This is a genomic window from Acuticoccus sp. MNP-M23 (assembly GCF_031195445.1).
Lineage (GTDB): Bacteria > Pseudomonadota > Alphaproteobacteria > Rhizobiales > Amorphaceae > Acuticoccus.
Map to the genome: position 1 here is coordinate 826,097 of NZ_CP133480.1, position 22,384 is coordinate 848,480.

The 22,384-nt window shown below is 67.4% G+C and carries 20 protein-coding genes; 11 read left to right on the forward strand and 9 right to left on the reverse strand.

Annotated features, from left to right (window positions below):
- Window positions 1–8 precede the first annotated feature (8 nt).
- Genes RDV64_RS03930 through RDV64_RS03950 form a run of 5 tightly spaced genes read left to right on the forward strand, consistent with a single transcriptional unit; the run spans window position 9 to window position 5,395 of the window.
- On the forward strand, window positions 9–824 hold the full coding sequence (locus RDV64_RS03930) for an ABC transporter permease (protein ID WP_309199425.1): 816 nt from the start codon (window positions 9–11) through the stop codon (window positions 822–824).
- Window positions 824–1,597, forward strand: a complete 774-nt coding sequence (locus RDV64_RS03935) for an ABC transporter permease (RefSeq protein ID WP_309197977.1) — start codon at window positions 824–826, stop codon at window positions 1,595–1,597. The genes RDV64_RS03930 and RDV64_RS03935 overlap by 1 nt, the downstream gene beginning before the upstream one ends.
- Window positions 1,597–2,646: an ABC transporter ATP-binding protein gene (locus tag RDV64_RS03940; RefSeq protein ID WP_309197978.1), complete on the forward strand. Its 1,050-nt coding sequence runs from the start codon at window positions 1,597–1,599 to the stop codon at window positions 2,644–2,646. The genes RDV64_RS03935 and RDV64_RS03940 overlap by 1 nt, the downstream gene beginning before the upstream one ends.
- Window positions 2,643–3,251, forward strand: coding sequence for an isochorismatase family cysteine hydrolase (locus RDV64_RS03945; RefSeq protein ID WP_309197979.1), 609 nt, complete (start codon window positions 2,643–2,645; stop codon window positions 3,249–3,251). The genes RDV64_RS03940 and RDV64_RS03945 overlap by 4 nt, the downstream gene beginning before the upstream one ends.
- Window positions 3,248–5,395 carry a trehalase family glycosidase gene (locus tag RDV64_RS03950; protein WP_309197980.1) on the forward strand — a complete coding sequence of 716 codons (2,148 nt, stop codon included), beginning with the start codon at window positions 3,248–3,250 and terminating at the stop codon, window positions 5,393–5,395. Before RDV64_RS03945 ends, RDV64_RS03950 begins: the two co-directional genes overlap by 4 nt.
- 197 nt (window positions 5,396–5,592) lie before the next feature.
- Here the strand turns inward: RDV64_RS03950 and RDV64_RS03955 are convergent, their stop codons facing one another.
- From RDV64_RS03955 to RDV64_RS03970, 4 genes are all read right to left on the reverse strand, one after another.
- On the reverse strand, window positions 5,593–6,765 hold the full coding sequence (locus RDV64_RS03955) for an aldose 1-epimerase family protein (RefSeq protein ID WP_309197981.1): 1,173 nt from the start codon (window positions 6,763–6,765) through the stop codon (window positions 5,593–5,595).
- Window positions 6,766–7,003: 238 nt separating this feature from the next.
- Window positions 7,004–8,047 carry a Gfo/Idh/MocA family oxidoreductase gene (locus RDV64_RS03960; protein WP_309197982.1) on the reverse strand — a complete coding sequence of 348 codons (1,044 nt, stop codon included), beginning with the start codon at window positions 8,045–8,047 and terminating at the stop codon, window positions 7,004–7,006.
- A gap of 50 nt (window positions 8,048–8,097) precedes the next feature.
- Complete coding sequence (locus RDV64_RS03965) at window positions 8,098–9,123, reverse strand: NAD(P)-dependent oxidoreductase (RefSeq protein ID WP_309197983.1); 1,026 nt, start codon at window positions 9,121–9,123, stop codon at window positions 8,098–8,100.
- Between the two features lie 148 nt (window positions 9,124–9,271).
- Window positions 9,272–10,219: a PfkB family carbohydrate kinase gene (locus tag RDV64_RS03970; RefSeq protein ID WP_309197984.1), complete on the reverse strand. Its 948-nt coding sequence runs from the start codon at window positions 10,217–10,219 to the stop codon at window positions 9,272–9,274.
- A gap of 185 nt (window positions 10,220–10,404) precedes the next feature.
- Here RDV64_RS03970 and RDV64_RS03975 point away from each other — a divergent pair, with 185 nt between their 5' ends.
- The 6 genes from RDV64_RS03975 (at window position 10,405) to RDV64_RS04000 (ending at window position 16,116) form a co-directional block, all read left to right on the forward strand.
- Complete coding sequence (locus tag RDV64_RS03975; protein ID WP_309197985.1) at window positions 10,405–11,385, forward strand: ABC transporter substrate-binding protein; 981 nt, start codon at window positions 10,405–10,407, stop codon at window positions 11,383–11,385.
- 83 nt (window positions 11,386–11,468) lie between these two features.
- Window positions 11,469–12,500: an ABC transporter permease gene (locus tag RDV64_RS03980; RefSeq protein ID WP_309197986.1), complete on the forward strand. Its 1,032-nt coding sequence runs from the start codon at window positions 11,469–11,471 to the stop codon at window positions 12,498–12,500.
- Complete coding sequence (locus RDV64_RS03985) at window positions 12,497–13,234, forward strand: ATP-binding cassette domain-containing protein (protein WP_309197987.1); 738 nt, start codon at window positions 12,497–12,499, stop codon at window positions 13,232–13,234. The genes RDV64_RS03980 and RDV64_RS03985 overlap by 4 nt, the downstream gene beginning before the upstream one ends.
- On the forward strand, window positions 13,234–14,166 hold the full coding sequence (locus RDV64_RS03990; RefSeq protein ID WP_309197988.1) for a 6-phosphofructokinase: 933 nt from the start codon (window positions 13,234–13,236) through the stop codon (window positions 14,164–14,166). The genes RDV64_RS03985 and RDV64_RS03990 overlap by 1 nt, the downstream gene beginning before the upstream one ends.
- 5 nt (window positions 14,167–14,171) lie before the next feature.
- A complete protein-coding gene (locus tag RDV64_RS03995) occupies window positions 14,172–15,116 on the forward strand; it encodes an ROK family protein (RefSeq protein WP_309197989.1) in 945 nt (314 codons plus the stop codon).
- A 13-nt stretch (window positions 15,117–15,129) separates the two neighbouring features.
- The gene (locus RDV64_RS04000) at window positions 15,130–16,116 is read left to right on the forward strand and encodes a tagatose 1,6-diphosphate aldolase (protein WP_309197990.1); all 987 of its coding nucleotides are present in this window, start codon (window positions 15,130–15,132) and stop codon (window positions 16,114–16,116) included.
- 252 nt (window positions 16,117–16,368) lie between these two features.
- Here the strand turns inward: RDV64_RS04000 and RDV64_RS04005 are convergent, their stop codons facing one another.
- Genes RDV64_RS04005 through RDV64_RS04025 form a run of 5 tightly spaced genes read right to left on the reverse strand, consistent with a single transcriptional unit; the run spans window position 16,369 to window position 22,293 of the window.
- Window positions 16,369–17,358, reverse strand: coding sequence for an ABC transporter ATP-binding protein (locus tag RDV64_RS04005; RefSeq protein WP_309197991.1), 990 nt, complete (start codon window positions 17,356–17,358; stop codon window positions 16,369–16,371).
- The gene (locus RDV64_RS04010) at window positions 17,348–19,267 is read right to left on the reverse strand and encodes a dipeptide/oligopeptide/nickel ABC transporter permease/ATP-binding protein (protein WP_309197992.1); all 1,920 of its coding nucleotides are present in this window, start codon (window positions 19,265–19,267) and stop codon (window positions 17,348–17,350) included. The genes RDV64_RS04005 and RDV64_RS04010 overlap by 11 nt, the downstream gene beginning before the upstream one ends.
- Window positions 19,267–20,211 (reverse strand): ABC transporter permease, encoded by a 945-nt coding sequence (locus RDV64_RS04015; RefSeq protein WP_309197993.1) that lies wholly within the window; start codon window positions 20,209–20,211, stop codon window positions 19,267–19,269. The genes RDV64_RS04010 and RDV64_RS04015 overlap by 1 nt, the downstream gene beginning before the upstream one ends.
- Window positions 20,212–20,245: 34 nt before the next feature.
- Entirely contained in the window at window positions 20,246–20,671 is a 426-nt protein-coding gene (gene alaE / locus RDV64_RS04020) for an L-alanine exporter AlaE (protein ID WP_309197994.1), read from the reverse strand.
- Between the two features lie 53 nt (window positions 20,672–20,724).
- Entirely contained in the window at window positions 20,725–22,293 is a 1,569-nt protein-coding gene (locus RDV64_RS04025) for an ABC transporter substrate-binding protein (RefSeq protein ID WP_309197995.1), read from the reverse strand.
- Between the last annotated feature and the right edge of the window lie 91 nt (window positions 22,294–22,384).

Consider the following 22,384-nt stretch of genomic DNA (forward strand, 5'->3'; position numbering starts at 1 on the left):
CCATCGCCATGCTGACCGGGCCGGCCTATGTGTGGCTGACGCTGACGGTGCTGTTGCCCATAGCCGCAATGCTCTATTTCAGCTTCCTGACCGAAGCGCCGCTGGCCGGCGGCACCGGCACCTTGACGCTGGATCAGTATCGCGCCTTCTTCGAGAAGGATTTTTACGCAACCCTTCTCCTTCGCTCCCTGAAGCTCGGCGCGGAGGTGGTGGCGATCTGCATCGTCCTCGGCTTTCCCTGCGCCTACGTGCTTGCAAAAACGGTGAAGGGGCGGTGGCGCGAGGCGCTCTTCATCCTCGTCATCATCCCGTTCTGGAGCAACGCGCTGGTCCGCGTCTTTTCGTGGACCATGGTCCTGCGCGGCAACGGCGTTCTGGAAACCGCCATCCATGCCGTCTTTCCGGACGCAGAGCTGAACCTGATGTTCACCTACGAGGCTGTGGTGATCGGCCTCGTCCACTCGTACCTGCCGTACATGATCCTCACCTGCTACATCTCGCTCCAGGCAATTGATGACGACCTGATCGAGGCGGCCCGCTCGCTGGGGGCCGGGTGGGGCACCATCCTGCGCCGGATCATTCTGCCGCTGTCGCTCCCCGGCCTTGTCGCCGGGGCCGTGCTCATCTTCGTCCCGGTGATCGGGTCCTTCATGGAGCCGCGCATTCTGGGCGGACGGCAAGGCACGTTCCTGGGCACGGTGATCGAGGACCAGTTCACCGCCGTCTTCAACTGGCCGCTGGGGGCTGCGCTCTCGTTCATCCTGCTGGCGTGCGTGCTCGTGATCTTTGCGCTGTTCGCCCCCATCCTGAAGCGGGCGGCGTGATGCTGGGCGTTGCGGGACGGATCTATCTCGGCCTCGTTCTGGTGTTCCTCTACGCGCCCATTGCCGTGATGGCGGCCATGTCGTTTAACAAGTCGCAATTCTATACCCTGCCGATCCAGTGGTCGCTGCGCTGGTACGACGACCTTGCCGGCAACGAGCGCCTTCTGGAGGCCGGCTTCAACAGCATCGTCATTGCAATCATCACCACCGTCATTGCATCGGCGCTCGGCACCGCGGCGTCGCTTGCCTTCTTCCGCTACGAGTTTCGCGGCAAGCGCATCCTGCAACTTCTCCTGTTCCCGCCCATTGCCATCCCCTGGCTGATCACGGGCACGGCGATGCTTCTGTTCTTCTTCTGGACGGGGGTCGGCCGCGGCCTCCACGCCATGGTGCTTGGCCACGTGGCGCTGGCGCTGCCCTACGTGATCATCGTCGTCTCGGCCCGGCTCAAGGCCTTCGACCCCGACCTTGAGGCCGCCGCCCGCTCGCTGGGCGCAAGCCCGTGGCAGGTGGCGCGGCACGTCACCCTGCCCTTTCTGGCACCCGGCATCATTGCCGCGGCACTGTTTGCCTTCGCCGTGTCGTTCGATCAGTTCGTGATTTCCTATTTCCTTGCGGTGCCGGGTGTTTCCACGCTGCCGGTGGAAATCTACACATCCATCCGCAAGGGTTTCACGCCCGAGATAAACGCCATCTCCACCATCGTCATCGTCTCTTCCATGGTGATCCTCATCATCGTTTCACGCTTCTATCGCTTCGGGGGAGACCGCTGATGGCGTCCGTTTCGGTCAAGAATCTCTCGCGGCACTTCGGCCCCGTCACGGCGCTCGACGATGTGTCCATCGAGTTTGCCGACGGCGGCTTCTACGGCCTCCTCGGCCCCTCCGGCAGCGGCAAGACCACGCTCCTGCGTGCCATCGCAGGGTTCGAATTTCCGGACGCCGGCACGATCGAGATCGGCGGCGCGCCCATCGAGAGCCTGCCGCCCGAAAAGCGGGACATCGGGCTGATGTTCCAGAGCTACGCGCTGTTTCCAAACATGAGCGTGTTCGACAACGTGGCGTTCGGCCTCAAGGTGCGCGGCGTGCCGGGCGGAGAGATCAGGCGCCGGGTGAAGGATGCGCTGGCGCTGGTGCGCCTCACCGAGCACGACCGCCGCCGGCCGCATCAGCTTTCCGGAGGCCAGCGGCAGCGCGTGGCGCTCGCCCGTGCGACGGTCATCCGCCCCAGCGTCCTGCTGCTCGACGAGCCGCTGTCCGCGCTGGACAAGGCGCTTCGCACCGGAATGCAGGTGGAGCTGAAACGGATCCAGCGCGAGATCGGCATCACCACCATCTTCGTCACCCACGACCAGGAAGAGGCGCTGACCCTGTCCGACAAGGTGGGCGTCCTGCGCGATGGCAGGCTGGTGCAGGAAGGCCCCCCGCGCGAGATCTACGACAGGCCGAAGACCGCGTTCGCTGCAACCTTTCTCGGCGAGGCGAACCTCTTCGCCGGCAACGCCGACAGCGGCATCATCCAGCTTGAAGACGGCGCCCGGATTGCGCCCGAAGAGGCCGTGCCCGCCGGTGCCGCCACTGTGGCCGTGCGGCCCGAGCGCATTATCATCGCGCCATCCGCAGGCCCCGCCAGCGGCACCAACGCGCTCAACGGAACGGTGTCCGAAGTCATCTTTCAAGGCAGCAGCGTCAGCTATCTGGTGGCGCGCGGCGAGGAGACCATCAAGGTGTTCACCCAGAACAGCGGCGGCGCATCCCTTGCCGCCGGAACCCCCGTGGAGCTGAGTTTCAAGCCGGCCGACGCGGTCATCGTCGCGCCGTGACGGGCCTCACCTTCGGCCCCTTGCCGGACGACACGCTCGTCCTGTGCATCGACATGCAGCGCCTGTTCATGGAGCCCGGCGACTGGTTCTGCCCGGAGGCACTCACGATCCTGCCGAACGTCGAAGCGCTGGTGCGCGCCCGCCCGGCGCAGACGCTGTTCACCCGGTTCATCTCCGCCGATCGTGCGGAGACTGCATCGGGCGCCTGGCAGCGCTACTACACAAGGTGGGCGAGCGTGACGGTGGACCGGATTGGCACGGCGCCCTTCAATCTCCACGAGACCCTTCGCCCCCACGCCTTGCCGCACAACGTGTTCGACAAGACCACCCACGACGCGTTCGATGCGCAGCCCTTCGCAGATCGCGTCGGCATCGACGGGCCTGCCTCGCTGGTTTTTTGCGGCGTGGAGACCGATGTCTGCATTCTCGCTTCTGTGCTGTCCGCCATCGACCTTGGCCACCGCGTGGTGCTGGTGCGCGATGCAATGGCAAGCTCCGTTCCCGCTTCCCACGACGCCGCCCTGACGCTCATGCAATCGCGCTTCGACCAGCAGGTGGAAACGGTGGACACGGCCGAACTTCTGTCCGCCTGGGGCGCACCATGAGCGACCGCGGCTGGGGCACATGGTCGGCAGACCGGCCAGCGGCACTGGTGCATCCGCCAAGCGGGCTGACCGTGACACCGCTGCTTTATTCGGCACGGGCCGGTGCGGTCAGCCAGATCGGCATGGGGCCGGACCTTGTGCTGGGCGCCCGCCCCCGCAATGACAGCAGCGCCACCTTCCGCGTCACCCATGCCGGCACCACGCTCACGGTCCGCTACGGCTTCAACGGCCCGGCGGCCACCATCGACTGGTGGACCGACACCTACGGTGAATGGGGCCTGCGCTTCTGGGTGGTGCTGTGCGTTTCCGGCGCGGGCGCGCTCACCTACGACCCCGCCACCGGCATTCTTTCCGCGCCGGAGGCATGGCTTGCCGTCGCCGCGGCCAAAAAGCCGCTGATGGCTACCTTCCACCGGAGCATCGACGCGGTGACGGCCGAGCTTCACGAGCACGGCTACTTCTATCTCGCCTCCCGCGGCACGGCGGGCACCGTCGCAGCCCTTCGCTTCAACCTCGAGGAAGCACCCGCAATGGCGCTTTCCATTGCCCCCGGCACACCAAAGCGCCCGCCGTTGCCGGCCGTTGCGCTGCCCCTGGCTGGCGCCAGCACGGAGGCCAACGGCCCACTGGATGCCGTGCACGACGTGATGGCCTGGAACCATGTGTGGGACAGCGTCAACGACCGCCCCTACACGGTGCTGACCCGCTACTGGAACACGCGAAAATTCGGCGGCTTCGGCGTATGGCTGAACGACATCGTGTTCAACGCGATGATGTGGTCGCCGTTCGACCTTGCACGCGCCCGCGAAAACCTTGCGGCGGTGTTCGCGTGGCAGACGGAGGCCGGCAACTTTCCGTGCCTCATCACCGGCAACGATGCGTGGCTGGACCGTTCGCAGCCCCCCATCGTCTCCTACGCGGTGTGGACCATTGCCGCCCGCCACGGCGACACCGCGCTCCTGGAATGGGCCTATGACGGCCTCGTGCGCAATCACGACTGGTGGTGGGAAAAGCGCAGCGCAGGCGAGGCCGGCCTCGTGGTCTACGGCACCAGCCTCGACGCCGGCGACGGCCTCTACAAGGGCACCAAACTCGCCGCCAAGGACGAATCGTCCATGGACAACATGGCCATCCACGACCCCGCCCCGTTCGATGAGGCAACCGGCCTCCTGATGTCCTACGACGTCGCGCTCAACTCTCTCCTCGCGCTCGACGGCGAGGTTCTTGCGATGATTGCCGAAACCCTTGGCAAATCCGGGGACGCCGCCCGCCTCACCGCCGCCAGCACCACCCACAAAGCCGCCATCAGCACCCATCTCTGGGATGCCTCGCGCGGGATCTTCGCCAACCGCCTCGTCGGCGGCGGCTTTGTGGAGCCGCTGGCGCCCACATCGTTTTTCCCCATGGTGGCGGGCGCAGCGACGCCAGAGCAGGTGGAGAGCCTCACCCGGTGGCTGGCCGACCCTGACATGTTCGGCGGCTTTCCCGGTCTGCCATCGGCGCCGCGCAACCAGCCCGCCTATCAGGACAACGTCTACTGGCGCGGCCGCATCTGGGGTCCGCTCAATTACTGGACCTATCAGGGCCTTGCGCGCGCCGGACGCACCGCCGAGGCGCGCGCACTTGCAGCCATGAGCTGGCGCCTGTTCGACGAGCACGGCTGGCAGGACCGCCTCTGCGGCGAAAACTACAACGGCGCCACCGGCGAAATCCTCGACCAGTCCGACACCGACCCGTTCTATTCCTGGGGCGCGCTCCTGCCGTTGATGGCCACCGGCGTTGCCGCCGACGTGACCCCGTGGGACGGCCTCTCGCTGGGCGCGCCGCTCGGCGATGGTGTGCTCGGCCCGGTCGCCATCCCGGCCGGAACCTTGCGTGTGGCCGCTGGCGGCGGGCTGATTGTCGACGGCCCGGATCTCAGGATCACCACAACGCTGAGCCGGTTGTCGGACGTCGTGTTCGAGGCGGATGCATTCGAGGCGATGCTGCCGGCTGGCCCCACGGCGCGCTTTGCCGTCTCGGGCAAGACCGTCGCGTCGGCGGCGCTGGACGATGTGCCGCTCGGTGTCGGGCCGGACGGGGCGGTCATGCTGCCGCCGCGTCAGACGCCGGCGCGGCTTGTGGTTCGCTTCAGCGGCATCTGAACACCGGGGCGCACGGTGACGCTCTTAACGGCGGCGAGAGTGTGCCGCGATAGCATCACGCGGCGTCATTCACGGTGGCGTCGGCCCATGCGCAGCGGCGGCTCGGCCGGCCGTCGTGCTGCGGAATGAACCGCTTTCGCGCAATCTCGCTGGGGCGCCCCGCGTCCCGTCCGGGCGCGTCACCGCAAAGGCGCTCATCAGCGGCCTCGGATCGGGCGGTGGTTGCCCGATGGCGCGGGGTAGTCCTCCGCCGGTTGCGCCGCGATGGCGGTGATGCGGGCCTCTGCGCCGGCGATGGCATCGGTGTCGGGGAGGATGCGCATAACGGTGTCGTAGCGGCGGCTTTCACCGTGCTCGAGCCAGATCAGCTCGCCCTTGTCCGCTGCGTAGCCGTGGCCGAGAATATGATTGGTGGCAGGCTCGATCCCCATGGTGTACTGGCCTTCTGCAAAATTCTGCCACTGGAACTGGCAGGGGAACTGGTCCTTGCGCGTGACCAGCTCAAAGCCGATCCCGAGCTTGTCGTTGACCAGCGCAACCGGCACCTCGCCATCCGTCGCCGCCATCTCGTGCTGCCACACCTGCTCGTGGAAACCGGGCTTGGGGCCGGGGAGCGTGCGATAGCCGACCCCCTGTTTTTCGTACGCGCCGGCGTGGGCGGCCCACACCACGTCCTCGATCGGGGCGATGTAGCGCGAGCCCTCCGCCAGCACCGGGTGCCCGACATTGATGTGGTAGCACAGCATGTGCGGCGTCTTGTAAAAGCCGCGGTTCTCTATCCGGTCGGTCAGGCGGATCTCGTTGGTGCCGACGTTGATCTCGATCCGGCGGGTAAGGGTCAGATCCTCGCCGAACACGGTTGCCTGCCGCACCTCACCCTCTGCCCACAGGACGCACTCGTCGCCGTCCCACGTTTCGCCGTAGCCGGAGAGACGCGCCGGGATGGTGCTGACCCTGCCGTGGATCGAGTGCTTCACCGTCTTGCGGGGGCCGTAGATGAAGTGGCTGGCGTCCTCCTCGTGCATGAAGAGGATGTGGTCGAGCCCGCAGGTGACGAGGAGGCCGGAGAAGGAGCGCAGCCAGGCAAGGCCGCCCTCCCCCTCATATTCGTGGAGCGCGGCGTTGCGGAAGCCGGCGGGCGAGTGCCAGCCGATCGCAAGGCCGCGATAATTGCAGTCGGCAATGTCGAAGCCGCGGTCCACCAGCACGGTGAAGACAAGGCCGCTGCCTGTGCGAAATTCCAGCATGCGGATGCCGCGCTCCACACCGTCACCCAGGGTCATCAACCGCACGCCGGCGAAGGCGGAGAGGCCGCCGGCCCGCGCCATCACGTCGCGCCGCGTCAGGGTTTCATCGTAAAGCTGCACCATCGGGGTTCTCCGTTGTTGTTCTTCTTGAGGGGGGCGGACGGCACCCATCCGGGATTAGAGCCCGCGAGTGCGCAGCTTGTCGTCGATGAATTTGTCGGCCCCCCGGCACATCCGCCTCGGCAACCATCCGCAGCGTCTCGTCCGCCGAGGCGACCACGGTGTTGACGCCGGCTTGGAGCGGGACCGTTGCGCCGCGGCTCCGGGCGTGCTGCGCGGGAATATTCCGAAGGGAAACGCCCTACACCGCACCGGTGGCGATGAACGCTGCAAGGTCCACCGTCGCGCCGGTTTCTGCGGAGCGATAGGCCGCCAGCGCCATCGCCAGGGTTTCGAGGTTGTGGGCGCCGGAGGGTTGCGGCTCCGCGCGGCCGTCCAGCACGTCGACCACATGGGCTTGGAACGCCACCACGGAATCCTGCACTGCGTGCCACGGCCGGCCGCCCCAGGCGGGCGTATCGGGCTCCACGTTGCGCGCGGTCAGCTCGCCTTCCTTGTGGAGGCGGAGCGTGTAGTCGCCGGTCAGCTCCAGCGTGCCGTCCATGCCCTCGATCCAGGCCAGCGTCTGCGGGAACGGGTCCGGCACGATTTTAGAGAAGAACGAGCACTCGATGGTGGAAACCACGCCGCCTTGATGGCGAAGGGTGGCGACAAAGGCGTCCTCCCCGGCAATGCCCGGTTTCAGGCTCTGGGTGCGGCAGTGAATGTCGCGGACATCGCCGAGGAGATAGCGTGCGGTGTCGAAGAGGTGCAGGCCGACGTCCATCAGCGCAAACTGCTCCGTCTGCGCCAGATAAGGCTGGTTGGCATAAACGTCGTAGCCATGCCGGAATGAGAGGCGCGCATAGGTGGGCGCGCCGATGACGCCGCTGTCCAGCGCCGCCTTCAGCGCCATCAACGGCGCCTCCCAGCGAAAATTCTCGTGGATGATGAGCGGCTTGCCCGCAGCGTCCGCGGCATCGACCATGGCTTTGGCGTCCGCGTAGGTCTCCGCAAACGGCTTCTGGCACACCGTGAGCGCGCCGTGGCTGAGCGCAAGTTCCACCAGCGGCCGGTGGGAGGGGACGGTGGTTGCCACGTCCACGAAGTCCGGCTGCTCGGCTGAGAGCATTTGCGCAGCGTCGGTGTAGACGGCCGGAATGCCGAACCGCGCCGCCATCGCGTCCGCCTTGGCACGGTCCAGATCACAGACGGCGACAATCTCGGCGCCCGCCGCATCGGCCCAGCCGTGCATGTGGTTTTCCGCAAAGAAGCCGCAGCCGATGAGGGTGCCGCGGTGGGTCATGGGGTCGCTCCATCGGTGAAATGCCGCGCCGGCGTCATGGGCGTGAACGGTCAGCCACGCCGCGCACGCCACGCCGCGCTTTCCAGCACCGCGCGGTTGGCAAGGCCGTGTGGAACTTCGCCGCGCCGCACGGCTTCCACGGCGTCGATGTTGCAGGCGCCAATGTCCGCGAAGCACTGGTCGGTCCAGCAGATGGAGTGGGGCGACAAGATGACGTTGGCCATCTGCATCAGTGGATCGTCCGGCGCGGTGGGCTCGTGGTCGAACACATCGAGCCCGGCGCCGGCAATCCAGCCCTCGCGCAGCGCTTCGGTGAGGGCGCGCTGGTCGACGATGGGGCCGCGCGCGGTGTTGATGAGGAACGCCGTGGGCTTCATCCGCGCCAGCCTGTCGGCGTTGACGATCCGGCGGGTTTCGTCCGTCAGCGGACAGCTCACCGACAGGAAGTCCGAGCGTGCAAACAGCTCATCCAGACCGACGAGGCGCACGCCGCATACGCCTGCGGACTTGGGGTCGGCAAACGGGTCGTGGGCGATGTGCTCCATCTCCAGGGGCGCGGCCAGGCGGTAGAGTTCGGCGCCCACGTTGCCGATGCCGAGCGAACCCAGAACCCGCCCCTTGAGGCCGGTGCCGATGTGGTGGTCCCGCGCCGCCCACCCTTCGCTGCCAAGGCGGGTGATGCGGTCCTTGATGCCAAGCCGCTGGGACAGGGCCAGAATGTAGGTGAGGATCGACACGGCCACCGGCCGGCGCACCCCGTCCGGCGTGATCGATACGGCAATGCCGGCTTCGGTGCAGGCGTCGAGGTCCACGTTGTCGGTGCTGACGCCGTAGCGGGCAATCAGCGCCAGCCGTCCGTCCGCCGGCACGCTTTGCGCGGTGAAACGCGGTGACATCAGGATCAGCGCGTCGAACCCTTCCAGCGCCCCCGCCGGGATGATGCCGCTGCGGGGACCCACCACCTCAAGGTCGATGTCCAGGTCTGAGTGAAGGGACGACATGTCGAAGTCGAAGAAAGCGGGAGACCCATCCAGGTTGATGAAATCGCCGCTGATTGCGACACGGAAACGCGCCATCAGTCCTCCCTGCCGCGCCGCCGGTTGCCCACGGGCGCGCTTCGATCCTGCCTTATCCGCCGCGTTGCGGCTGAGCAAGGGTGCCGCGGGATTGTGCAGCCTGTCCAGCCCCGTGAGTGTCCACTCGGGTGTTTCCGCCAGCTCTGGCTCAGCCGCCGTCCCCCAGAAAGGCGCGGATCTTGCCAAGGCTGCTGTTGCCCTCCATCGGGCCCAGCCGGGTGACAGCGAGCGCGCCTGCCGCATTGGCGAACCGCGCCGCCTCCGCAACGCTCGCCCCGGCTGCACGCGTGGCGACGAAGGTTGCAGCAAACGCATCGCCCGCCCCGGTGGGATCCACCACGTCCACCGCGTGCCCGTCCAGCGCCAGCTCGCCGCCAGGGTGAAACACGCGCACGCCGCCCGCGCCGCAGGTGACGGCCACGGTGTCGATCCCGCTCTCTCGCAAGCTGGCAGCGGCTTCGGCAACGCTCGCCCCCGGCATGAGTGCGGCAAGGTCTTCTTCGCTCGGCGTTGCAAAATCGGCCCCCGCAAGAAGGGCGTTCAGCGCAGAGGCCGCCCCCGGCTCGCGCATCAGCTCCGCGCGCACGTTGGGGTCCACCGCAATCCGGCCGCCGGCCTTGCGCACCCGCACCGCGGCATCCAGCACCGCGGCGCGCAAGGCGGGAATCCCCAGCGTGGAGCCGGACACCATCAGGATCGCGCCGGCCGGAACAGCGGGCACGAGGCAACGCTCGGCCGCGCTGCCCTCGATGTGGAACACGAACGCGCGGGACCCGTCGCCATGATAGGCGACGTGTGCCGTGCCGGTCGGCGCATCCTGCGCAATCTCGATGCCGGACACGTCCGTGCCGCCCTCTTTCAGCCGCGATACGATGGCCCGGCCGAAAAGATCATCCCCAACCGCGCCGAACATCTGCGTGGGGGCGCCGCACCGGGCGGCCTGGTCGGCGGCAATGGCCGGCGCCCCGCTGGGAAAGGGTCCGGCGTAAAGCTGCGGGTCCTGCCCGGACGCGTCGATGGGCACACCCGCAGCGTCCACAGCGATGAATTCAGCCAGGATTTCGCCTGCGGATACTATTGTGACGGCCGCGCCCAAAGTCACCTCCTGCTCGTTTTGTTTGCACTCTTGCAAACGTCATCCTTGCCCGACAAGTCCAATGATTCGTCTTGCTAACCGCCATGACCGGCGCGTAGGTTTCACGAACAAAACAAGGCACCACCATCCTGATCGCGCGAATAGATTGCGGCGGGCAAGGCGGGCCACCCAAGGAGGAGACAAGAATGCTCAAGACGATGACGCTTGCCGCAATGACGGCGCTCGGCGCGCTTACGCTCGCCGTCCCTGCAACCGCGCAGGACAAGGACGTCACCATCACGCTGGTGCCCGGCCTGACGACGGACGCCTTCTACATCACCATGAACCGCGGCGCGCAGGCCGCTGCCGAAGCTCTCGGCATCACCGTCGACTTCCAGGGCGCCGAAGAATTCGATCCCGTCCTTCAGACCCCGGTGCTCGACGCCGTGATCGCCCGCGGCCCCGACGCGATCCTGATTGCGCCGACGGACACCACGCAGCTCATCGAGCCGCTGCGCCGCGCCGACGAGGCCGGCATCCCGGTCATCACCGTCGACACCTTCATCGGTGACGGCAAGTATCAGGACGGCTCCGGCGACGGCGACTTCCCGGTCTCCTACATCGCGTCCGACAATGTCGGCGGCGGCCGCATGGCAGCCCGCTTCATGGCCGACGCCATCGGCGGCAAGGGCTCGGTCTACGTCTCCAACGTGCGCCCCGGCATCTCGACGACCGACCAGCGCGAAGAAGGCTTCAAGGCCGAGATGGCCGAGAACTATCCGGACGTGACCGTGCTCGACACCCAGTACAACGAGAACGACGCCTCGCTCGCCGCCTCGCAGTTCAACGCCGTCTTCGCCCGTGACCAGGAGATCAAGGGCGTGTTCGGCGCGAACCTCTTCTCCGCCATCGGCGCTGCCAACGGCGTCCAGGGCGCCGACAAGTCCGGCGACATCACGGTCATCGCATTCGATGCCCCGCAGTCCATTGTCGACAACATCTCGTCCGGTCTCGTCGATGCTGCCATCGCGCAGCACCCCGCCGAAATCGGCTATTACGGCGTCATGACCGCTTATGCCCACCTGACGGGCCAGTCCGTGCCGCCTGCAATCGGCACCGGCTTCACGGTCATCAACGCCGACAATGTCGACGACGAAGCGACCAAGAAGTTCATCTACTCCGAATAATCGGCCCTTCGCCGGCAACGGGGGCGCGGCACGCCGCGCCCCCGTTCGCTGTCTCTCTTATTGCCAGTTCCGCGAAGGCTCAGATGTCAGCCCCCAATCGCTCCGACGGCTCGGCTTCGCCAAGTGCCGTCAAATCCATCGTCAAAACTCTTCTCAACGGCTGGTCCTGGCTGTTCCTCGCGCTGATCCTTGCCTTTTTCGAGATCTACGCGCAGCGCAACGTCGGAACGACCTTCATCTTCCGCGCCTACAACATTCAGGCGATCGGGGTCGCCGCCGCCCAGATTCTGGTGCTTGCCCTTGGGCTGACGATGGTTGTCGTCGCCGGGCATATCGACCTTTCCATCGCCTTCTCCACCGGCCTTGCCGCCGTGCTGATGGCCCTCGTCATCCGCCTGACCGACCCCATGGTCGGCGGCCTTCTCGCGCTGTTTCTGGGCATGGGCGCAGGCATTCTCGGCGCCATCGGTGTCGGCATCGTCAACGGGTGGCTGGTGGCGAGCCTCAATGTGCCATCGTTCATCGGCACGCTGGGCACGTTCGGCGTTGCGCGCGGCGTGGCGCTGATTGTCGCCGGCGGCGCCACGGTCTCCATCCGCTCCGAGGAAGCGCGCTTCTTCGGCAATGGCGAGGTCCTCGGCATCGAAATGCCCATCGCCGTCGCCATCGTGCTCGTCATCGCGTTCTATTACCTGCTGGCGCACACCAGGTTCGGCGTCCACACCTACGTCATCGGCGCCAATCGCGCATCGGCCGAGCGGGCGGGAATCAACGTCAAGCGGCACCTGATGATGCTGTTTATCCTCTCCGCGTTCACCGCGGGCGTGGGCGGGCTCATCTACACCGGGCGCTTCTCGGCGGGTGCAGCAAACGCGGGCGAACCGATCCTGCTTTATGCCGTTGCGGCCGTGTTCATCGGTGGCGCATCGCTCACCGGCGGACAGGGCACCATCATCGGGACCGTCATCGGCGCCATCATCATCGCGACCATCCAGTTCGGCCTCGTGTTCTCGGGCCTGCCGCCCTACTGGCAGTTCGTGGCCGTCGGCCTCGTCATCATCGTGGCCGTTCTCGTCGACCAGTCGCGCGACAAGCTGACGGGGCACCTGTCATGAGCGAACCCATTCTGGTTGCAGAAAACCTCTCCAAGCGGTTCGGCGGCGTGGAGGCGGTGCGCGATGTGTCCTTCTCCGTCTACCCCAGCGAATGCGTGGTGCTGGCGGGCGACAACGGCGCCGGCAAGTCGACCGTCATCAAGATGCTGTCCGGCGTCTACGAGCCGAGCGGCGGCAGGGCCCGTTTTCAGGGCAAGGTGATTTCCGGCCGCCCGCCCGCCGAGGTGCGCGATGCGGGCATCGAGACCATCTATCAGGACCTTGCACTCGCCGATAACCTCGATGTCGGCCTCAACCTCTATCTCGGCCGCGAGAAGACGAAGCGCATTGCCGGCATCCCGTTCGTGGACCGTGCGGGAATGCGCGAGGAAGCCGCCAAGGTGCTGGAACGGCTCGGCATTGTGGTGCCCAACGCGGCGCTCCCGGTGCACAACCTCTCGGGCGGCCAGCGGCAGGCCATCGCCATTGCGCGCGCCATCCACTGGAAGGCGCGGCTTGTCATCATGGATGAGCCGACCGCCGCGCTGGGCGTGCCGGAACAGCGTGAGGTGATGGCCCTCATCAAGCGGCTGAAGGCCGATGGCGTCGGCATCATCCTCATCAGCCACAACCTGCCAGACATCTTTGCGGCGGCAGACCGGATCATCGTGCTGGCGCGCGGCAAGGTTGCCGGCGAACGCACGCCCGACGAAACCAGCGACGAGGAAATTGTCCGCCTGATGATGGGCGGCTGATGCGCCTCGCAATCCTCACTTCGGGCGGCGATTCCCCCGGCATGAACGCCGCCGTCTGGCGCCTTGACCGCGCCGCCGCCGCCAGAGGGTGGACAGCCCTCGGCATCCCCGGCGGCTTTGCCGGACTGCTCGCGCGGAGCGCCGCTCCCATCGACCCCGCCATGGCCGCACGCTTTGCCCGGCTGGGCGGCACGTGGCTCGGCACCTCGCGCCTACCGGACCTGCCGGCGCGGCTCGGCGAGATTGCCGGGGCGATCGACGCGCTCGGTATCGGTGGCCTCGTCATCCTCGGCGGCAACGGGTCGCTGGCCGGCGCGGGGCGGATTGCCGAGGCGGCCGGCATTCCGGTGGTCGGCATCGCAGGCACCATCGACAATGACGTTGCGGTCACGGATCTCTCGCTGGGCTTCGATACTGCCGTTGCCTACGGCATGGAGGCGGCGGACAGGCTGCGCGACACCGCCGAGAGCCTGCCGCGCTTCTTTGCGCTGGAAACGCTGGGCGGCCCCACCGGCCACATTGCAGCGGCGGTCGGCCGGCTTGCAGGCGCCGTTGCAACGCTGATCCCCGAAGAAGACGCCGACCTTGGCAAGGTGACTGACGCGGTCGGCGAGGCTCTGGCCGCCGGCGATCACGCCCTTGTCGTTGCCAGCGAAGGCGTCGCCAGTCTGGAGGCGACGCTCGGCACCATCGCCGAAGGGGTGGCAACGCGGCTGAGGATGGTCCGCCTCGGCCACGCCCAGCGTGGCGGCTCGCCCTCGGTGCGCGACCGCGCCGCCGCCGCCGCCTACGCCGCACTTGCGGTGGACGCCATTGCCGAAGGGACAAGCGGCATTGCGGCGCTGAAGGCCGGCAGCCTGACCCTTGCCACCTACGCCGAGCACCGGGACGCCGATGCGCCGGATCCCCGGCGCTGGCGCGGCTTGCTCTAGCGCCGATGGAGCCGGTTTCGTCCTCCACCAGCCTCGGCCCCGGTGACACGCTCGTGGCGGTGGATGTCGGCGGCACCACCACCCGCGTGGGCGCCGTCACCCGTGAAGGCGCCGGCGACATGGACCGTTTCTCGAGCAGCCGGCTCGGCGGCGAACCGCTGGACTCGCTGGCTGCAATCATCCATGCAGCCGTCCCCCACGGCAAGACGCTCATCGGCGCCGTCGTCGGCCTTCCCGTCTCGTTCGACGCGGCGTGCATCGTGGCGCTGTCCTCGCCCAACCTTGCCGGCTTCGAGGGTGTGGCGGTGGCAAAGGAGCTGACAAAGAAGCTCGGCGTGCCGGTGGTGGTCGACCGGGACACGGTGCTGCTGGCAACCGGGGAATGGATTTCCGGCGCAGGCGCCGGTGCCGCCTCCATGCTGGGCGTCTTCATCGGCACCGGCATCGGCGGCGCAATGCTGGTGGCGGGCGTTCCCTATCGCGGCGCATCCGGCGGTGCGGTGGAGGTGGGCCATCTGCCGATCCGCGACCATGGCCGCCGCTGCATCTGCGGCAACATCGATTGTCTGGAAGCCTACGCCTCCGGGCACGCGCTGGAGGCGATTGCCCGCGATGCCGGCGTCCCGGTGGCGGACGTGTTCACCCACCCTGCCGCGGCCGAAGGGGTTGCGACCTATGTCGGTGCCCTCGCCCATGGTCTTGCCGCGGCGGTCAACATGCTGGACCCGCATGTGCTCCTGCTTGGCGGCGGCCTCCATGGCCGGCCCGGTTTTCCGCGCGATGCCCTCGCTGCGGCCATCCGGCAGCACCTGCGCGCCCCGGTGCCAAGCACCAGCGTGGAGATCCGCCACGCCATCCTCGGCAGCGACGCCGTCCTCCACGCCGCCCCCGTTCTGTTTGCACGCGCACAGACCGGGCGGCGGTCAGCTCCCCTCCCAGTCCCCTGTTAACAAGGAACCTTTCATGCTCACGCTCGGCAAACTGCGCGGCCTCGACTCCATGGCCGCTGCCAACGGCACCTACTCCATGCTGGCCCTCGACCACCGCAACTCCTTCGCGCAGCTGACCGCGGAAATGTTCAGCGGCAATGCCACCTGGGAACAGGTGGTTGCCGAGAAGGAGCGTCTCGCCCGCGCCATGGCGGGGCACGCCACCGCCGTCCTGATGGATCCGCTGTTCACCGCTGGCCCGCTTGTGGCGAGCGGGGCAATTCCCGGCGCCATCGGCGTTGTGGTGGCCGTCGAACGCTCCGGCTTCGACAAGAGCGACGGCGGCCGCCTCAATGTGCTGGAACCGGGCTGGACGGTGGACGCGGTCAAGCGGATGGGCGCCGACGGCGTGAAGCTCCTCGTCCAGTATCACCCGTCCGAAGCCGCGGCTTCTGCGCAGGAAGATTTCGTGGGCAAGGTCGCCGACGCCTGCCGCGATGCCGACATCGCGCTCGTGCTGGAGCCGATCTCCTACGCCCCGTCCGGCAAGAAGACCGACCCGGCGTTCAAGGAAGCCCTTCCCGGCCTCGTTGCCCAGATCGCTAAAACCTTCGATCCCTACGCCGACATCCTCAAGCTCGAATACCCGCTGCTGGACGATGCGCCCTTTGAAGACATGGTTGCCGCCTGTCAGGCGGTGACCGACGCAACCCGCCTTCCCTGGGTCGTTCTTTCCGGCGGTGTTCCGTTCGAGGATTTCATGATGCAGGTGCGCGCCGCGTGCGAAGGCGGCGCGTCCGGCTTCCTGGGCGGCCGTGCCATCTGGAAGGAGGCCATGAACATTCTCGACGTCGACGGCCGTGACGACTTCCTGCGGCGCACCGCAGGACCCCGGATCGCGGCACTACGCGCCATCTCCGACGCGTCCGCCACACCATGGCGCGACCGGCCGGTGGCCAGGGAGGCAACCCGGATGGTGGATGGCTGGCACGGCACCTACGCCGGCGGCAACCAGGGCTGAGGCCGGAGCCAGCAGATTGAGGTCGGCGCTGCGCGCCGGCATCTCACTTGAAACGGTGCGAGGTGTTCCCCCTCGCGCTCCCCCATCTCGCCGACGGGCAGGGATTCAGGGCATCCGGCCGCTGCGCGTCCGACTGTCCTGAGCCCCTGATGCGAGCGTTTTTCGGGCGTCACCGGCGTCAAGGCCACGTCCTCGCCATGCTCGCCTGCGGCTGCGCGTGGCTCCGGGCGCGGCCTTGACGCCGGCGATGCCCTATCTTGACGGGTGACCGAGGGGGAAGTGGCAGGCGCTGGTGTGGCTGCCGTCATCGCCGTGCGCTGCGAGGGGGGGCTGTTCGCGCTGGCAGACGGGTTCGGCTGCGGGGCAGCGCGCTGCGAACGCGCAGCCTTGCGGGGGGTCGTATGGGTCGGGGAGCTGCATGTCCTCGTCTTCGGCAACGTCCAGCGGGCGGCCGGGGGCTGGCACGCTGCGCAGGAGAAGTGCCGTGTAGTGGTGCTGCGGGCGGGCAAACACCGTGCGAACGGGACCCACCTCCGCCACCTTGCCGAAATAAAGGATCGCAACGCGGTCGCTCACGGCCTCGACCACCGAAAGGTCGTGGCTGATGAAGACGAATGTGAGACCGAGCCGCGCCTTCAGCTCCGCCAGAAGGTTGAGCACCTGCGCCTGCATCGAAACGTCCAGCCCTGAAACCGGCTCATCCAGCACAAGAAGCTGAGGGTCCGCTGCAAGCGCCCGCGCAATGCCCACCCGCTGCGCCTGCCCGCCGGAAAGCTCATGCGGATAGCGCTCCAGAAAGGACGGGTCGAGATTGACCAGCGCCATCAGCTCAGCGAGCCGGTCCTTGCGTTTTTCGGCGCCAAGCGCGGTCAGGTGACGCAGTGGAATTTCGAGCGCGGCTCGGATGGTCTTGCGCGGATTGAGGGCGGCCGAATTGTCCTGAAAGACGTATTGGGTGACGCGGGCAGTTTCCGCGCGGCGGGCACCTGGCGTGATTGCGCCGCCCTCGCCTTCGATGCGGATGGTGCCGGCCGTGGGCGCATCAAGGCCCACCATCATCCGCGCGAGCGTTGATTTTCCGCAGCCGGATTCTCCCACCACGCCCAGCGTTTCGCCCTTTCGGACGGCAAGCGATACGCCGCGCACTGCGTGAACCGCCGGGGCCGAACCGCCGAAGAGCCGGCGGCCGCCGCCAAAGGTGCGCACCAGGTCTGAAATCTGCATCACACTGTCAGACGGCATCGGACGCCTCCAGCGGGTGGATGCAGCGCACGGCACGGCCTTCGCCGAAGGGTGCAATCTCGATCGGCGCCTTGCGGCAATCGTCCTTTGCGCGGGGGCAGCGGGCGGCGAAGGCGCACCCTTGCGGCAGGTCCGCCAGCGAGGGCGGACGGCCCGGAATGGTGGCAAGGTGCCGGTCCGGCTGGCCAAGCACCGGCACGCACGCCACCAGCGCTGCAGTGTAGGGGTGGGCCGGGGCCTTCAGGATGTCGGCGGTGGGGCCGGTCTCGACGATGCGGCCGGCGTACATCACCGCCACCCGGTCGCAGACCGCGGAAACCACGCCAAAGTCGTGGGTGATGAAGAGCACGCCGACGGTGCGCTCCCGGCGCAGGCGGTTGAGGAGCGACAGGATCTGCGCCTGCACCGTCACGTCGAGCGCGGTGGTCGGCTCGTCTGCGATCACCACCTCGGCACTGCCGGCAAGTGCCATCGCAATGCCGACGCGCTGGCGCATTCCGCCCGACAGTTCGTGCGGGTAGGCGGCAAGGCGGCGCGCGGGACTGGAAATCCGCACCAGCGTCAGAAGCTCCGCGGCGCGGTCGGCTGCCGCCTTCCGGCCCATCGGCTTGTGGAGGCGGATCGCTTCGATCAGCTGCTGGCCGATGGTGAACTGCGGGTGCAGCGTGGACAGCGGGTCCTGGAAGACGTAGGAGACCGCCCCGCCGCGCAGGGTCCGCAGCAGCCCGGTGGGCATCGCGAACAGATCGCGCCCCTTGAAGTAGGCCGCCCCGGCCGAAATCCGCCCCGGCGGCGAGGGCACCAGCCCCATCACCGACATGGCCGTCACCGACTTGCCGGACCCCGATTCCCCCACAAGGCCGACGCACTCGCCCTCGCCCACATGAATGTCGATGCCGTTGACGGCCTTGATGGTGGCGCCGCCGAGGCGGAACTCGGTGGACATGCCAGCAAGGTCCAGCGCCGCATCGGGGTGGCTCGATGCAGGCGGTGCAGCGCTGCGAGCCACCGCGGTGCGGGCGCTCGGCCGGGCAACCGCGCCTGAGCGCAGGCGCGGGTCGAGCACATCGCGCACCCCGTCGCCCAGAAGATTGATGCTCATGACGAGGACGAAGATCATCACCCCCGGCACCACCGAAACGTGCGGGGCGTTGAACAGGACCTTGCGCCCCTCCCCCAGCATGGAGCCGAGATCGGCCTGCGGCGGCTGCGCGCCGAGGCCTAGGAAGGAGAGGCCCGCGGTTTCCAGGATCATCCAGCCGACCGTGGTCGACATGGTGATGACGATGACCGGAAGAACGTTGGGAAGGACTTCGCGAAACAGGATTGCCGCGTCGTTCTGGCCCGAGAGACGGGCGGCATCCACGAATTCGCGGCGCGAGAGGCCGAGCGCGAGGCCGCGCACGTTGCGCGCAAAGAACGGGATGTTGACCACCGCGATGGCGTAGAGCGCATTGATGAGGCCGGGGCCCAGCACCGCAACAATGGCAAGCGCCAGGAGGATGTAGGGAAAGGCCAGCACCATATCGATGCCGCGCATCAATATGCTGTCGACCCAGCCGCCGGCATAGCCGGCAACAAGGCCGATCACCGAGCCCACCAGCGCCGCAATCAGTGTGGCCGATGCACCGACCGCGAGGCTGACCCGCGTGCCCCAGACAAGGCGGGAGAGAATGTCCCGCCCCAGCGCATCGGTGCCGAAGAGGTGGCCATCGGTAAAGGGCGGGATCAGGCGCCGCGCGGGTGCCGTCGCGTCGGGATCGGCCAGCGGCAGGAGCGGGGCGAAAAGCGCAATGGCGACGATGAGCACCAGAAGGACAAGCCCGGTGGTTGCCAGCGTGTTGCGCAGGAGGAGCGACCATGCGCCCGGACGCGTGACAGCGGCGGCGGACCCTGCGGCGGCGGCCATCAGCGCAGCCTCGGGTCGATCAGCATCTGCACCACGTCCGCGGCGAGATTGAAGAGCACATAGGCGGCCGCCACCACCAGCACGCCGCCCTGCACCAGAAGGATGTCCCTCTGCGCAATGGCATTGACCAGCATGGAGCCGATGCCGGGCCACTGGAACACGGTTTCCACGTACACCGCGCCGCCAAGGACGAAACCGGCCTGAATGGCGATGACCGGAATGACGGAGACCAGCGCTGCCTTGAAGGCATGCTTGAAGATGACCTTGCGCTCGGACAGCCCCTTGGCGCGCGCCGTGCGGATGAAGTCCTGCCGCAGCACCTCCAGCATGGCCGTGCGGGTGAGGCGCGCAATGACGCCGGTTGCCACGATCGCAAGCGTGAGGGCCGGGAGAACGAGGTGGTAGGCAATGTCCGCCGGTCCGCCGCCGCCATAGATCGCGACCATGCCGCTTGCCGGAAATAGCCGCCAGGTGACCGCAAAGCCGAGGATGAGGAGAAGCCCCAGCCAGAAGGCCGGCATGGAAATGCCGACAAGCACCAGAAATGTCAGCACCTTGTCGGTGAGGCCGTACTGACGCACGGCAGAGACGATGCCGGCGAGAAGGCCGAGGATCGACGCGATCACCAGCGCGGTGCCGGCCAGAAGCAGCGTTGCGGAAAGGCGCTCCAGCACCTCGTCCAGCACCGGGCGGTTAAGGGCGTAGGAGCGGCCGAGGTCGCCCTGCGCGAGGTTGCCGAGCCAGATGGCGTATTGCTCCGGCAAGGTCCGGTCGAGGCCGAGCTGGCGGTTGAGCCGCTCGACATTTTCCGGCGTGGCGTAGGAGCCGAGAATGGCGGTGGCCGGGTCGCCGGGGATCAGCGCCATGATCACGAACACGATCACGGTAAGGCCGAGCAGCACCGGGATTGCGGCGAGGAAACGCTTGAGGATTGTCGCGCTCATGCCGCCCCCCCAGCCGACTCGCCGCGATGCGCCATCACTGGAGCGACATCGGGCGCATGCCGCCGGCACCAAGGCCGAAGCGGGCACGGATGAAATCGAGCCAGATGCCGTAGGGCCTGCCGACCAGCATCATCAGAACCGCAAAGCCGAGGCAGCCGCGCAGGATGGCGGCGCCGGACGCCCCGCCCATGGCGACGATTGCGGCATAGATCGGCACCTGGAAAACGAGCAGCGCCACAGCGTCCGCCACGAACTGCGGCAAAGGTGGTGCGGTGCGCGCGACAAACCAGTCCCGCCACAGGCCGTAGGGGCGCGCCGTCAGCACCATCAGGGGCGCGCCGATCATTCGTGCGGTGGCGACCTCGTCCCACCCCATCCCCGCGACGAAGCGCTCGTTCAGCGCCCCGACGATGGTGAAGAACACCACCAGCGCCAGCGTGTCCGCAATGAAGCTTCTCACGCCTCAGCGCCGGACGGGGGAGATGGGCGGCCACCGGCACCATGCACCCCGCCTCAATTCTTCGCCACGTCCTGCAGCATCAGGAAGAAGGACGGCTGGAGCTTGAAGCCCTCCACCCTGTCGTTGGTGACGGCGTTCTGCTTCCAGTTGGCGACGAACACCCAGGGCGCATCGTCCGCAACGATCTCCTGCATCTTTTTATACAGCGTGGCGCGCTCGTCCTGATCGGTGGCACGGCGGGCTTCCTCCAGGAGAGTGTCCACCTCCGGGTTGGAGTAGTAGCCGGAGTTGAAGCCGCCTTCCGACGGGAGCGCCTCGGAGCGCAGCGTGAGGAAGGGGAGCGTGTCGGGGTCGTTGGTCATCCACGCCATCTCGGCCATGTCGGCCTTGCCTTCGAGGCCGGGGTTCACGAGGCCGAGATAGGTGTTCCACTCGTAGGTCTCGATCTCGGTCTTCATGCCGACGGCTTCGAGGTCGGCCTGGATGGCCGTGCCCATGGCGACCGGGTCGAGCATCCCGGAGCCGCCCTCGGTGACGTAGAAGGTGACGGGGGTGCCGTCGTAACCCGCCTCCGCCAGCAGCGCCTTGGCCTTTTCGGGATCGTAGGGGTACGGCTCCAGCGTATCGTCATGCGCCCAGGCGAACGCGGGCGGCGTGGGGCCGGCGGCCACCTCGGCAGTGCCCTGAAGGATGTCCTTCGTCAGCGCACCCTTGTTGATGGCGTAGTTGGCCGCCTGGCGGATGCGCTTGTCGGCGAACGGGCCTTCCTTCGTATTCAAGATGAGGAACCACAGGTGCGGGCCGGCCTGCTCGTACACGGTGAAGGCCGCGTCATCGCGGAACTGGGCGACGGCGTCAGGCGGGGTCTCGACCATCACGTCGATGCCGCCGGACAGCATCTCGGCCAGCCGCGTGTTGGCGTCGGTGATGGGGCGGAACACGACGGCCTCAAGCGGCGGGGCGCCATCCCAGTAGTCGGCGTTCTTTTCCAGAACCACGCGCTGGTTGGGCGTCCAGTCGGCAAACTTGAAGGCGCCGGTGCCGGCGGGATTGCGGCCGAAGTCCGCGCCGCCCGCTTCCACCGCGGCGGGCGAAACGATGAGGCCCGTGGGGTAGGCAAGGTTCGACAGGAACGGGGCGTAGGGTTCCTTCAAGGTGAAGCGGACGGTAGCATCGTCCACCGCCTCGACCTTGTCGACCGCGGAGAAGAAGAACGACAGCGGGAACGGGCCAGTATCGTGGAAGGGATGATCTTCGTTCAACATCCGCTCGAAGTTGAACACCACAGCCTCGGCATTGAACGGCGTGCCGTCGTGGAAAGTGATGCCATCGCGCAGCTGGAACGTGTAGGTGAGACCATCGTCCGAGACGTCGTAGCTCTCGCTGAGCGCAGGCTCGACCTCCAGCGTCCCGTCCTTGAAACGGACCAGACCGTCGTAGAGGTTCACCAGTATCCGAAAGTCGTTGACCGCCGTGACGGCGTGCGGGTCGAGCGACTTGGGCTCGGCAATCTGGCCGACCACGAGAACGCCGGGCGGCGTTTGCGCGCTTGCGGGGCCGGCGAACATTGCGCCGGCAACAGTCGCAATCGCCAGAACGACCGCGGAAAAGATGCGGGCCATGGGTTCGCTCCTTCTGCGTTGTTTGCCCAAGCCAACCACACCACCGGCGCCGATGACAACCGGACCGGACAATTCGGCACCCACGCCGCCG

What these genes read in the sequence shown, in the direction of transcription:
- RDV64_RS03995 (WP_309197989.1), top strand. Translation starts at nt 14,172, where the DNA reads ATGGAGCCGGTTTCGTCCTCCACCAGCCTCGGCCCCGGTGACACGCTC.
- RDV64_RS03930 (WP_309199425.1), top strand. Translation starts at nt 9, where the DNA reads ATGCTGACCGGGCCGGCCTATGTGTGGCTGACGCTGACGGTGCTGTTG.
- RDV64_RS04010 (WP_309197992.1), bottom strand. Translation starts at nt 19,267, where the DNA reads ATGGCCGCCGCCGCAGGGTCCGCCGCCGCTGTCACGCGTCCGGGCGCA.
- RDV64_RS03940 (WP_309197978.1), top strand. Translation starts at nt 1,597, where the DNA reads ATGGCGTCCGTTTCGGTCAAGAATCTCTCGCGGCACTTCGGCCCCGTC.
- RDV64_RS04005 (WP_309197991.1), bottom strand. Translation starts at nt 17,358, where the DNA reads ATGCCGTCTGACAGTGTGATGCAGATTTCAGACCTGGTGCGCACCTTT.
- RDV64_RS03990 (WP_309197988.1), top strand. Translation starts at nt 13,234, where the DNA reads ATGCGCCTCGCAATCCTCACTTCGGGCGGCGATTCCCCCGGCATGAAC.
- RDV64_RS03985 (WP_309197987.1), top strand. Translation starts at nt 12,497, where the DNA reads ATGAGCGAACCCATTCTGGTTGCAGAAAACCTCTCCAAGCGGTTCGGC.
- RDV64_RS04025 (WP_309197995.1), bottom strand. Translation starts at nt 22,293, where the DNA reads ATGGCCCGCATCTTTTCCGCGGTCGTTCTGGCGATTGCGACTGTTGCC.
- RDV64_RS03955 (WP_309197981.1), bottom strand. Translation starts at nt 6,765, where the DNA reads ATGGTGCAGCTTTACGATGAAACCCTGACGCGGCGCGACGTGATGGCG.
- RDV64_RS03935 (WP_309197977.1), top strand. Translation starts at nt 824, where the DNA reads ATGCTGGGCGTTGCGGGACGGATCTATCTCGGCCTCGTTCTGGTGTTC.
- RDV64_RS03980 (WP_309197986.1), top strand. Translation starts at nt 11,469, where the DNA reads ATGTCAGCCCCCAATCGCTCCGACGGCTCGGCTTCGCCAAGTGCCGTC.
- RDV64_RS03965 (WP_309197983.1), bottom strand. Translation starts at nt 9,123, where the DNA reads ATGGCGCGTTTCCGTGTCGCAATCAGCGGCGATTTCATCAACCTGGAT.
- RDV64_RS03960 (WP_309197982.1), bottom strand. Translation starts at nt 8,047, where the DNA reads ATGACCCACCGCGGCACCCTCATCGGCTGCGGCTTCTTTGCGGAAAAC.
- RDV64_RS04000 (WP_309197990.1), top strand. Translation starts at nt 15,130, where the DNA reads ATGCTCACGCTCGGCAAACTGCGCGGCCTCGACTCCATGGCCGCTGCC.
- RDV64_RS04015 (WP_309197993.1), bottom strand. Translation starts at nt 20,211, where the DNA reads ATGAGCGCGACAATCCTCAAGCGTTTCCTCGCCGCAATCCCGGTGCTG.
- RDV64_RS03950 (WP_309197980.1), top strand. Translation starts at nt 3,248, where the DNA reads ATGAGCGACCGCGGCTGGGGCACATGGTCGGCAGACCGGCCAGCGGCA.
- RDV64_RS03975 (WP_309197985.1), top strand. Translation starts at nt 10,405, where the DNA reads ATGCTCAAGACGATGACGCTTGCCGCAATGACGGCGCTCGGCGCGCTT.